Source organism: Streptomyces sp. Ncost-T10-10d, assembly GCF_900091955.1.
Lineage (GTDB): Bacteria > Actinomycetota > Actinomycetes > Streptomycetales > Streptomycetaceae > Streptomyces.
Genome location: NZ_FMDF01000055.1, coordinates 21,798 through 33,635, shown reverse-complemented (window position 1 = coordinate 33,635; position 11,838 = coordinate 21,798). Strand labels below are relative to the sequence as shown.

At 71.4% G+C, this 11,838-nt stretch carries 7 protein-coding genes; 6 read left to right on the top strand and 1 reads right to left on the bottom strand.

Annotation, left to right across the window (positions count from 1 at the left end; all coding sequences use genetic code 11):
- The 4 genes from GA0115254_RS08040 to GA0115254_RS08025 form a co-directional block, all read left to right on the top strand.
- On the top strand, positions 1-624 hold a 624-nt coding region (locus GA0115254_RS08040), incomplete at its 5' end, for an ATP-binding cassette domain-containing protein (protein ID WP_141720778.1).
- A gap of 2 nt (positions 625-626) precedes the next feature.
- A complete protein-coding gene (locus tag GA0115254_RS08035) occupies positions 627-2,144 on the top strand; it encodes a glycoside hydrolase family 32 protein (protein ID WP_093894598.1) in 1,518 nt (505 codons plus the stop codon).
- Positions 2,145-2,177: 33 nt separating this feature from the next.
- The gene (locus GA0115254_RS08030; protein ID WP_093894597.1) at positions 2,178-5,765 is read left to right on the top strand and encodes a GH32 C-terminal domain-containing protein; all 3,588 of its coding nucleotides are present in this window, start codon (positions 2,178-2,180) and stop codon (positions 5,763-5,765) included.
- Positions 5,766-5,778: 13 nt separating this feature from the next.
- Complete coding sequence (locus GA0115254_RS08025; protein ID WP_093894596.1) at positions 5,779-6,711, top strand: carbohydrate kinase family protein; 933 nt, start codon at positions 5,779-5,781, stop codon at positions 6,709-6,711.
- A gap of 297 nt (positions 6,712-7,008) precedes the next feature.
- On the opposite strand, the gene GA0115254_RS08020 is transcribed toward GA0115254_RS08025, so the two are convergent.
- A complete protein-coding gene (locus tag GA0115254_RS08020; protein ID WP_093894595.1) occupies positions 7,009-8,301 on the bottom strand; it encodes a hypothetical protein in 1,293 nt (430 codons plus the stop codon).
- 197 nt (positions 8,302-8,498) lie between these two features.
- Between GA0115254_RS08020 and GA0115254_RS08015 the strand changes: the two genes are divergently transcribed.
- Together GA0115254_RS08015 and GA0115254_RS08010 are read left to right on the top strand one after the other, a co-directional pair.
- The gene (locus tag GA0115254_RS08015) at positions 8,499-9,776 is read left to right on the top strand and encodes a beta-ketoacyl-[acyl-carrier-protein] synthase family protein (protein ID WP_093894594.1); all 1,278 of its coding nucleotides are present in this window, start codon (positions 8,499-8,501) and stop codon (positions 9,774-9,776) included.
- 13 nt (positions 9,777-9,789) lie between these two features.
- Complete coding sequence (locus GA0115254_RS08010) at positions 9,790-11,655, top strand: acyl-CoA dehydrogenase family protein (RefSeq protein WP_093894593.1); 1,866 nt, start codon at positions 9,790-9,792, stop codon at positions 11,653-11,655.
- Positions 11,656-11,838 lie beyond the last annotated feature (183 nt).

The following is an 11,838-nucleotide window of genomic DNA, read 5'->3' as shown; positions in this document are numbered from 1 at the left end:
GATCTGCGTGAACTCATCACCACGGTCGGGCTGACCGAGGACATGCTCCAGTCCTACCCGCACGAACTCTCCGGCGGCCAGCGCCAGCGCGTCGCCATCGCCCGCGTGCTCGCCGTCGCCCCCCGCCTCGTCCTCGCCGACGAACCCACCTCGATGCTGGACGTCTCCGTACGCGTCGGCATCCTCAACCTCATGCGCCGGCTGCGCGACGAGCACGGCATCTCCATGCTGTACATCACCCACGACCTGGCTTCGGCCCGCTATGCCGCCGACACCACACAGGTGCTGTTCGCCGGCGAGCTCGTCGAGGGCGGCGACTCGCTCGCCCTGATGGACCGCCCCGCCCACCCGTACACCCGGCTCCTCCTCTCCGCCGTGCCCGACCCGGAGCGCAACCAGGGCTACGACCCCGTTGAGCGGGCCGCGCTGCGCGCCGCCGTGCTGACACCCGAGTCGTGCCCGTACGGGGACGAAGGCGAGTGCAGCCGCACGAAGCCCGTCCGCCACGTCATCGGCGAGGACGACGGGCAGCCCCACTGGGTGCGCTGCCACCTCTACGCACCCGCCACCCCGACCGCGCGCCGCGTCCTGACCGCGGCCACCCCGGAAGCCGAGAACGTCTGATCATGACCCACGACCTCACCCTGCCCCGCGCCCGCCACCAGGACGCGCCGAAGGGCCTGGCCGAACGGGCCGTCCTCGACCCGCACCGGCCCCGATTCCACTTCACCGCCCCTGGCGGCTGGCTCAACGACCCCAACGGGCTTGCCCATTGGGACGGTGTCTACCACCTCTTCTACCAGTACAACCCCCTCGCCGCCGCCCACCACCGCATCCACTGGGGCCACGCCGTCAGCCGCGACCTGGTCAACTGGACCGACGAACCCGTCGCCCTCGTCCCCGGTACCGATGGCCCCGACCGGGACGGCTGCTGGTCCGGTGTCCTCGTCGACGACGGCGGCACACCCACCCTCGTCTACTCCGGCCGGCACGGCGAGAGTGAACTCCCCTGCGTGGCCACCGGATCGCCCGACCTGCGCAGCTGGCGCAAGGACCCCGCCAACCCGGTGATCGCAGCCCCGCCACAGGGCGACATCACGGCCTTCCGTGACCACTGCGTATGGCGCGAGGAAGGGAAGTGGCGCCAGCTCGTCGGCTCCGGCATCCGGGGCGTCGGCGGCACGGCGTTCCTGTACGAGTCCGAGGACCTGCGCAGCTGGCGGTACGTGGGCCCGCTGCTCACCGGCGACGCGAGCGCCGCAACGGCGGCCGACCTCGACTGGACCGGAACCATGTGGGAGTGCGTGGACCTGTTCCGGATCGACGGCGCCGACATCCTCGCCTTCTCCGCCTGGGACGAAGGCACCACGCACTACCCGCTCTACTGGACCGGACAGTACGAGGGCGATACCTTCACCCCCGCCGAACTCCACCGACTCGACTACGGGCAGCGCTACTTCTACGCCCCGCAGTCCACCCGCGACGCACTCGGCCGGCGCATCATGTTCGGCTGGCTCCAGGAAGGCCGCGACGAGGACGCCATGGCCGAGGCCGGCTGGTGCGGTGTGATGTCGCTGCCGCGCGTGGTCACGTTGGGCGCCGACGGGCGACTCGCCCAGGCACCCGTCCCGGAACTCGCACGTCTGCGCCGTGACGCCGTGCACACCGGCGGGTTCGCCGTCACCGACGGGACGTGCGTACAGCTCGACGACGTGACCGGCGACCAGCTCGACATCGAGGCGACGCTGCGCCTCGCCCCCGGAGCGGCGGCCCGGCTCGTGGTGCGCGAGAGTGCGGACGGTTCGGAACGGACCGTGATCGAGGTGTCGCGCGCCGCGGACGGCACCACGGCAACCCTGCGGCTGCACCGGGAGGCGAGCAGTCTCGACCCGTCCGTCGACAGCGAACCCCGATACGGGGAGCTGCCGTTGAACACGGACGGCGTCGTGGACCTGCGGGTGCTGATCGACCACTCCGCGCTGGAGATCTTCGCCAACGGCCGTGCGCTGGCCGCCCGGATCTACCCGACCCGTCCCGACGCCCTGGGTGTCGGCATCGCCGCCGTCGGAGCGGTAGCCGTGGAGCGGATCGACGCCTGGCAGATGGCCGCGGTTTTCGACAGCCCCCGCCCGCTCTGGCCCTGAACGGCCCATTCCCCCCACCCTGAGGAGACGATCATGTCCATTTCCCGGCGTGCACTCCTGTCCTCGGCCGGTCTGACGCTGCTGGCCCCCCTCACGGGGGCCGGCCGGGCCTCGGCCGCGCCCCCGGCCTCCGGCGCGGCCCGGCGCCGGACGGCGTCGTTCCCCGGCGACCTCGCTGTGATTCCCGACCCGCTCGGCCTCACCGGCACCTGGTCCCGCACCACTGACGGCGGGCAGCGGGTCGTGACGGGGGCCGAACGCAATGCCGTCGCCCTGTCCGAGCAGTGCATCGCAGCCGTCGCCGGATACGCGGCGCGCATCACCATCGACCCCGGATCCCCCTATGCCGTCGGCTCATTGGTCGTACGCGCCACCCCGGACGGATCGGCCGGATACGCGGCGAGCCTCGACCCGAACCTGCGCCGGGTACGGCTCTTCGACCTGGCCACCGGCCGTGACCTCGTACCGGCGGCGTCCGTCGTGCTGTCTGTCGGCACCGCCTATCTCCTCGAAATTGCCGTGGACGGACCGGAGCTGACCGTCCTGCTGGAGGGCGAGCAGGTGCTCACCGCGCGGGACACGGCGTACGGGCACGGCGCTGCCGGGCTGCACGCATACAACGGCACAGTCGTCTTCGGGGCACCCGGACTGCGCTCCGTCACCACCGACGCCACCGGCTGGACCACCGACAGCGGCACCTGGACCGCCACCACTCTCGGCTGGAACGCGCAGGCCCCCGCCGGCACCAACTGCCTTGCCATGGCGTCCACCCGGGTCTACGACACCGCCTGCCAGGCCGACGTCCGCATCGTCGATCCGTACGCGGTCGCCACCCTGCTGCTGCGCACCGACGCACAGGGAACGTCCGGCTACGGCATCCAGATCGACCCGAACCAGAAGCGGCTGCGGCTCTACCGGATCGACGGCGACATCACCCTTGGGACGTACGACACCACCATCGAGGTGGACAAGGTGTACCGCATCCGCATCGAGGCGGACGGTCCGCACCTCGAGATCCGCTGGCAGACCGACTTCATCACCCCCGACGGCTACGCCCCCGTCATCACGGCCGAGGACTCCACCCACCCGGCGGGGCAACTCGGCGTCCTCGCCCACAACGGGTCCGTCGTCTTCGAAGAGATCGCTGTCACCGATCTGGTGACGGATCTTCAGGGCTGGTCGACGGTGTCCGGAGGCTGGACACCCGATCTGCGTGGGCTGCGGGCCGAGGGCGACGGCGCGCTGCGCATCGCCCCGTTCCCCGGCGGCGACGTACTGATCGGTGCCGATGTCGGCCCGGCCGGCGCGGCCACCGCGGGTCTCGTGGTCCGCGCGGACGCAGCCGGGGCAGGCGGCTATGAGGTACGGCTCGACGCTACCGGCGTACGTCTCCTCGACCGTACGAACACCACCGAACTCGGCCGCGCCGCACCGCCCGTCCGGCCCTTCGTCGCGGGAGGCACCTACCGGACCGAGGTCCGCGCCCTGGGAACGGCGGTGACCGTGACCGTGGACGGTGTCGAGGTGCTCACCGCCACCGTGGCCCGCACCGGCGGATCCACGGTGGGACTCGCCGCGACCGGCGGCACGGCCGTCTTCCAGGAAGTCAGGGCCCGCACCCCGCAGACGTACTACACGGACACCTATCGGCCCGCATACCGCTACACCCGGCTCGCCTCGCACACCAGCGATCCCAACGGCCTCGTCCGGCACGAGGGCGAATACCACCTCTTCCACCAGGACTCCGGTCAGTGGGCGCACGCCGTCTCCACCGATCTCCTGCACTGGCGCGCACTCCCTGTGGCGTTGCCGGTCTCCGACTTCGGCCATACCTGGTCGGGGTCGTGCGTGGCCGACACCGATGACGCCAGCGGACTCTTCGGGGGAGGAGCGGGGCTGATCGCCTTCTACACCAGCTACCACCCCGACAAGCCCGGCGGGAACCAGTCCGTACGCGTCGCCCACAGCAAGGACAAGGGCCGCTCCTGGAAGTGGTACGGCACCGAACCCGTCGTACAGAATCCCGGCGGACCGGACGGCGGCTGGGACTTCCGCGACCCGAAGGTCGTCCGCGACGACGAGCGCGACCAGTGGGTGATGGTGGTCTCCGGCGGCGACCACGTCCGCTTCTTCACCTCCACCGACCTGCTGCACTGGGCGTACCGCTCCTCCTTCGGATACGGGGCCTGGGTGACCGGCGGAGTCTGGGAGTGCCCTGACCTCTTCCCGCTGCCTGTCGACGGCGCCCCGGACCACGTGCGTTGGGTGCTCACCCTGTCCACCGGCGCGGTCCGCAGGACCGACGGTTCGGCGGCCGAGTACTTCCTCGGCGACTGGGACGGCACCACCTTCACCACCACCAACACGGCGGGCACCCCGCTGCGCGCCGAGGCGGGCCGTGACTACTACGCCGCCATGACCTTCTACGGACTGCCGGACGGCCGACGTGTCCAGCTCGGCTGGCTCAGCAACTGGGACTACGCGTTCAGCGCCCCCACCGGCGAATGGAACGGCCAGATCGGCATCCCGCGCGAACTCGCCCTCTCCGACGAGGGACTTGTCCAGCGCCCCGCCGTCGAGATCGAGACCCTGCGCACGAGCAGCACCACCGTCAAGGGCGTCACGGTGCGTCCGGACTCCGCCAACCCGCTCGCGGCAGTGCGCGGCCGCTCGTACGAGATCGAGGCGGAGATCGCCCTGCCGGTCACGGGCGCCGCGACCGAATTCGGATTCCGGCTCCGCACCGGGGGCGACCGGCGCACGGTGGCCGGCTACGACGTCGGCGCCGGGAAGATCTTCGTGGACCGTACCGACGCAGGAGTCTGCGATTTCACGGAGCACTTCGCGGGACGGACATCGGCGCCGCTGCCCCTTGACGCGGTCGACGGTGAACGGCGGTTGCGGATAAGGCTTTTCATGGACACCTCCTCGGTCGAGGTCTTCGGCGGCGACGGCCGCGTCACCATCAGCAGCCTCCTCTTCCCCGAACCGGACGACCAGGGCATGGCGTTCTACGCCATCGGAGGCGAGGCCCGCATCATCACGCTGACCGTCCACCGGCTCCGTGGCGTCTTCAGGGTCACCGACAGCGATCCGGAACCGCCCGAGACCCCGGTCGGCGGGGCGTTCCGCAGCGGCGGGCTCGGCGAGCTCACCGTGGTCCCGGCCGGGCACTGGACGACCACCGGCGCGGGTCGAACCGGAGTCTTCGACCGGGACTCGACCGCGGTCTCCAGCACCGAGTACGGCGATCTGGAACTGACGACACAGGTCCGGTTCGGCGGCCCGGAAGGCACCAGCGGCGCCGGATCCGTCCTGCTCCGCGCCAGCCCCGATACGGCCGACGGATACGCCGTCAACCTCGATCCGAACCTGCGGACGGCCCGGCTCCTGCGCAGGGACGGCGGACGGACGACCGTACTCGCCGAAGTGCCCCTGCTGGTACGCACCGGAGTGACCCTTCCGCTGCGGATCCGGGCCCGGGGCGGGCGGATCGAGGCGTTCGTCGACGGCCGTCCGGTCGTCGATGTGACGGACACCCGCTATGCAAGCGGCAGGATCGGGCTCAATGTGTTCGGAGGCCGCGCCGCCTACCAGGACACCTTCGTCACCGCACTCTAGGAGACCTCAGCTCATGCTCGACAGACTCGACCTGCTGGTCATCGGCGAATGCGTCGCCGACATCGTCCGGCTGCCGGGTGCGGCCGACCAGGTCCACCCGGGAGGCAGCCCGGCCAACGTCGCGTACGGTCTGGCCCGGCTCGGGCACGGCGCGACCCTGCTCACCCAGCTCGGCCCGGACGACAACGGGCGGCTGATCAGGGACCATCTGACCGGTGCCGGGGTCGAGATCCGCACGGACGGTGCCACGGAGCCCACCCCGTCCGCCGAAGTGACCCTGGACGACGGCGGTCAGGCCGCGTACACCTTCGAGATCACCTGGACGCTCGCCCCGGTCTCCCTGGAACGGGCGCCCCACCACGTCCACACCGGTTCCATCGCTACGGTGATGGAACCCGGAGCGGCCACCGTCGTCGCCGCCGTCGAGTCGCTGCGGACGTCCGCGACCGTCAGCTACGACCCCAATGTGCGGCCCGAGCTGATGGGGGACCACGACGCGGCTGTCCGCAAGGTCGAGTGCTGCGTCGCGCTCAGCGATGTGGTCAAGGCCAGCGACGAGGACCTGCGGTGGCTGTATCCGGGCCAGGAGCCGCGGAAGGTCGCCGAGCGGTGGCTGGCCACGGGCCCGGCCGTCGTCCTCGTCACCCGGGGAGGCGACGGCGCGCTGGCCGCCTTCCCCGGCGGGCACGTGACGATCGACGCGCTGCCCACCGACGTGGTCGACACGGTGGGGGCGGGCGACGCCTTCATGTCCGGCACCCTGCACGCCCTCGCCTCGCACGGGCTGCTCGGTTCGGACGGCCGTGAACGGCTGCGCGCGCTGGACCGGGACACCGTGACCGACGTCCTGCGCCACGCCGCGGCCTCCGCCGCCGTGACCGTCGCACGGGCCGGTGCCAACCCGCCGGACGAGGCGGAGCTGAAGGCGGCACTCGCCCGGGGCTGACCATGACAGAGCCACCGGCCCCTCGCGGGGACGGTGGCACCGTCGTGTCGTCGGCGCGGCGTCAGTCGACCGGGACGGCGCGTCCTTCCGCGCTCGGCGAGCGCCAGGGCCTTCGGCAGCAGGCGCGCACTCGGCCTGTGTCAACGGCCCTGCGCCACGTCCGTGCCGCCCACCGCACGCGGAATCCGCCGAGCAACCGGAGGGTGACGTCCTGACTCACCGACGGGGTCACCGGAGTACCTCCGTATGCTGGACCATGACGCCGGGGGACGGCAGGAACCGCTCATCACCCGTTCATCACCGGGGCACCGCCAGATGCGGTGTGCTGTCGTCGTCGAGGAACTCGATGACGGCGAGGGCGAACAGCGCGCACAGCGCGATCCATACGGTGACCAGGCCCGTCGGCCGGTCCCACGCCACCAGGACCGCGGCGGCCACCACGACCACCGTCCAGTTCAGCCAGAGCCTGGCGCGGTGCACCCACCTGCCGACCGGGCCGCCGCTGACACCGGCCGCGTCCCGTACGGCGCCGATGCCGCCGCTCCACATCGCCTTGACACGGGTGGCGGCGCGGCCGTCACCGGTGAGCCAGGCGGCGAGGGCCACCACAATGCCGAGCGTGACCATCAGGCGGACCAAGGCGCGTACGGGACCGGACAGGGCGTCGAAGACGGAACCGGCAGCGGGCTGGGACACCTCGGACGGGAGACTGTCGAGATAGAACGCACGGCCCACCCACACGGCCAGCCCGAGCACCGCGGCACCCGCCGCGATCGCGAGCGCCGCCGTGACCAGTGCGCGACGGCGGCGCACCGCGAGAAGCACTCCGCCCGTGGCAAGGACCAGAGTGACCAACGGCAGCCAGAAGCCGATGATCTGGAGGGCCCGGAACCACTTCTTGGCCTTGCCGACCGACTCGGAGGTCAGCACCGTGAAGTCGGTGTGGATCTCCGGGATATTCGCGGCGACCGTCAGACCCCGGTCGACGAGGCGATGCTTCACCCGGTCGATCACCGGTGCCAGGTCGATGGTGACGGTGTCGTTGGTGAGCTTCACCGCCCCGCCGCCGCTCCCGGACAGCGCCTTCATCGTCGCGGACTGGGCGGTCCGGTTGAGGTCGGTCCAGATCGTCTCGAAGGCGTCTCCGGCGACGAACTTTTCCACGGTCCCGTGCACGAAGTCCGATACACCCGTGGTCAGGGGGCCGCTCAGCCTCGAGAGCGCCTTGTCGACAACCGGCCGGTCCGCCGGTGCGACGTCGGCCAGCAGCGCCTTCACGTCGAGGTGCTTCATGACGGCGCCGGTCACGCGATCGGCCACCGCGGACTGCACATCGGGGTCGGAGGCGAGCGGCGCCATCATCGCCACATAGTTGTCCGTGTCGCCGATCTGATTCTTCGCCCAGGTGGCCACGATGCTCAGCGGCGTGAGGACGGCCGCGACAAGAATGAGCAGCACGGCGAAGAACGAACGGGCCCGCAGCCGGTGCCGTGCCGGGGCACGGGCCTCCAGCACCGCCACCCTGGCGCGCAGCGCCTCCATTTCCGCGCGCGCATCCGGGGACTGAGACTGGTTACCGTCCGCTTCCATGTCCCCAGGGGATGCCCTGCCGGAGCACACAGCGCGGCGGACTGCTGCGGACGGAGGAACGCCTTCACCGGGCCCGCGGCGAGCTTGGGTCCACTCGGCCCATCGGTGACCCGTTCGGCTCAGTGAGCGCATCCCCGCCGGGGCGACTGCCGTTCGACATCCGGTAGACGTGATCGATTACGGAGGAGGGGCGGATCATGGGGCGGGACGACATGGGTGTCGCGGTTACGGGAGTGGGGCTGGTGACCCCTGCGGGCGCGGACGAGCACACCTTCTGGGCGGGACTGTGCGCCGGTGTGTCCGTGGCGCGGCGATGTGAGGAACTGGCCGGGCTCCCGGTCGACTTCGCCTGTCCGGTGGACGGGATCGACCTGGACGAGGCCGTCGGCGGTCGCTCGGCGTGGCGTATGGCACGGTTCGTGAAGATGGCGCTGGTCGCCGCCCGGCAGGCGGTGGCGGACGCCGGGCTGTCACCGGAGCGGTGGGACGGCGGCCGGGTGGCGGTGGTGCTCGGCGTCGGTGTGGGCGGGGTGTCCGTGCTCGTCGACAATCTGCGCAGGCTGGACGGCGGCGGGCCGGAGGCGGTGTCGCCGCTCCTGGTCCCGATGATGATGCCCAACGCCGCCGCCGGGGAGGTGGCCATCGCCCTGCGGGCCCACGGTCCCAGCCTGGCACCGGCCACGGCCTGCGCGTCCGGGGCGACCGCGATCGCCGTGGCCCGTGACCTGCTGACGAGCGGCCGGTGCGATGTGGTGGTGGCAGGCGGCGCGGAGTCCGTACTGACTCCGCTGGTGGTGAGCGCCTTCGCCGGCATGGGAGCGCTCTCCCTGCGTACCGGCGATCCGGCGGGCGCGTCGCGGCCGTTCGCCGCGGACCGGGACGGTTTCGTGATCGGCGAGGGTGCCGGCGTGCTCGTGCTGGAGCGGACACGCGATGCGCAAGCCCGCGGGGGACGGGCGCGCGCTCTGCTGACCGGCGCGGGTTCCGGCACCGATGCCCACCACCCCACGGCCCCGGACCCGGAAGGAGCCGGTGCGCGCAGGGCCGTGGGGGCGGCGCTGCACGAGGCGGGCTGGGCGGCCCGCGACGTCGACCACATCAATGCGCACGGCACATCGACCCCGCTGAACGACGCGATGGAGACAGCGCTCATCTCAGGGCTCTTCCCCCACCGGCCGTCGGTGACCGCCCCGAAAGGTGTGCTCGGGCACACCCTCGCCGCGGCCGGGGCGATCGAAGCGGTGGCCACCGTTCTGACCCTGGAGCACGGTCTCGTCCCGCCGATCGCCAACCTGGACTCGCTGCCGGACGCGTTCGACCTCGACTGTGTGGTCAAGGAGCCCCGCATCCAGCACGTCGAGCGGGCACTCAGCCACTCCTTCGGTTTCGGCGGGCACAACGTCGCGCTCGCCTTCCAGCGCGTCGCCGCGGACGGCCCGCCGCGGACGGCCCCCGGTGTCCTCGCCGTCGGCTGATCGTTCTTGTCTCATGACCGCAACCATCGACGACCTCTCCACCGAACGGTCCATGGAGCTCCTCACCGGTGTGCTCCTGGGCGACAACGTCCGCCAGGAGCACGGCTTCTGGCAGCGGATGATCAGCACGGAACCGTTCCGCCGCCCGGACCGCCGCACCCCCGACGAACGCCTGCGTCTCGCCTACGAGCGGCTGCGCATTCTCAACGACTGCCTCGACAGCGGCGCCCGGCTCGCCGCCGACCCCCGCGCCCTCGCGGCCCTGCACGAATGGCTCGGCCCGGTCGACCCGGCCCTCACCACGGTCGCGGGCATCCACTACAACCTCTTCCTCGGCAGCCTCCTCGACCACGAAGAAGACAGCCGGCGCGATCTGTCGGACTTCCTGCGACTGCGCAGCATCGGCACCTTTCTCTGTACGGAGGTGGCGCACGGCAATGACGCGGCGGCCGTCGAGACCACGGCCGCCTACGACCGCGAACGTGACGGGTTTGTGCTGCACACACCGCATGCCGGCGCCCAGAAGTTCATGCCGAACACCAGTCCGGCAGGCGGCCCCAAGACAGGTCTTGTGGCCGCGCGTCTGCTCGTCGACGGCGCCGATCACGGCGTCTTTCTCTTCCTCGTACCGCTCACCGATGCCGTACGGGCGCTGCCCGGCGTACGGGTCCGCAGACTTCCCGCACGCATGGGGAGCCCGGTGGACCACTGCCTGACCTCCTTCGACCAGGTCTTCGTGGGGCGCGACGCGCTGCTCGGCGGGGACCACGGACGGATCGGTGACGACGGCCGGTTCAGCAGCGTCGTCGGCAACCGCAGGCGTCGCCTCCTCGCGTCGATCGGGCGCGTCACCTCCGGCAAGATCTCCATGAGTGCCTGCGCGGTCGGCTCCGCGCGCGCAACGCTCGCCGTCGCCGTCCGCTACGGCGGCCACCGGTACATCTCCGGGCCCCGTGGATCGCGTCAGGTGCCGGTGATCGCCCACCGCAGCCACCACGGCCCGCTCGCCCGGGCCATGGCCACGGTCTTCGCGATGAGTCTGCTGCACCGCAGGGCCCTGAACCGCTGGGAGCGACGGAAGGACGGCTCGGGCCGGGAGGAGGCGGAGCGGCTGGTCGCCGTTGCGAAGGGATGGATCAGCTGGCAGGCCAGATCCGTGATCGTCGAATGCCGTGAACGGTGCGGTGCCCAGGCGCTCCTGGAGAACAACGGCATGACCGAACTCATCACCGGAGTGGAAGGAGTCATCACCGCTGAGGGCGACAACCTGGCCATCCACGCCAAGGCGGCCGCGGAAATGCTCTTCGCCACCGAACCGGCGGCGTACGACGCTCCCTTCGGCGGCGAACCCGGTGATCTCACCGACCCCGGGTTCCTCGGCAGGCTCCTGGCTGTGCTGGAGGAGATCTGGTTCGGCCGGGCCGGGGAAAGGCTGGGCCGCGCACCGCACGGTGACCCGCTGGAGCGGTGGAACATCGCATCCGGTCCCGCCCTTCGCGGCGTCGAGGCCCACGCCCACCGGCAGGCGGCCGAAGCGTACGCGGACGCGGTGGCAGGCCTGCCGGACGGGCCCGCCCGTGAGCGCCTGGTCGAGCTGCAGCGGCTGTTCGCGCTCGACCGGATCGCCCGGAACAGCGGTGATCTGCTGGCCGCTGGATATCTGACGGCCGATCAGGTCAATGGACTGCCGGACGCCTTGGAAGAGCTGATCACCGTCGTCGCCGCTCATCTGCCCGCCCTCGCCGACTCCTTCGCGCTGCCACAGGAACTGCTCGCCGACTGGCCCATCGCGGGGGCCGATTACGTCGATGCGTACGACGATCCGGCGGGGCCCTGGCAGTCGGACGGGGACCGGGCGACGGCGCAGGGGGAGCGATGAGGGCCGCGACAAGGACAGGAACAAATGTGCGGACGCGGCGGGTGCGAGAGGGGGTCGGGGCCCTCGGCGTCCGCGTTGCGCTGCTGGTCTTCTGGGGTACGGCAGCCGTCCTGACCCGATGGTGCACGCGGCCGCAGCAGGGCGGTGGCGAATCGGTTCGGCACAAGGCGTAACTGGACGCAC

What these genes read in the sequence shown, in the direction of transcription:
- GA0115254_RS08035 (WP_093894598.1), top strand. Translation starts at nt 627, where the DNA reads ATGACCCACGACCTCACCCTGCCCCGCGCCCGCCACCAGGACGCGCCG.
- GA0115254_RS08030 (WP_093894597.1), top strand. Translation starts at nt 2,178, where the DNA reads ATGTCCATTTCCCGGCGTGCACTCCTGTCCTCGGCCGGTCTGACGCTG.
- GA0115254_RS08025 (WP_093894596.1), top strand. Translation starts at nt 5,779, where the DNA reads ATGCTCGACAGACTCGACCTGCTGGTCATCGGCGAATGCGTCGCCGAC.
- GA0115254_RS08020 (WP_093894595.1), bottom strand. Translation starts at nt 8,301, where the DNA reads ATGGAAGCGGACGGTAACCAGTCTCAGTCCCCGGATGCGCGCGCGGAA.
- GA0115254_RS08015 (WP_093894594.1), top strand. Translation starts at nt 8,499, where the DNA reads ATGGGGCGGGACGACATGGGTGTCGCGGTTACGGGAGTGGGGCTGGTG.
- GA0115254_RS08010 (WP_093894593.1), top strand. Translation starts at nt 9,790, where the DNA reads ATGACCGCAACCATCGACGACCTCTCCACCGAACGGTCCATGGAGCTC.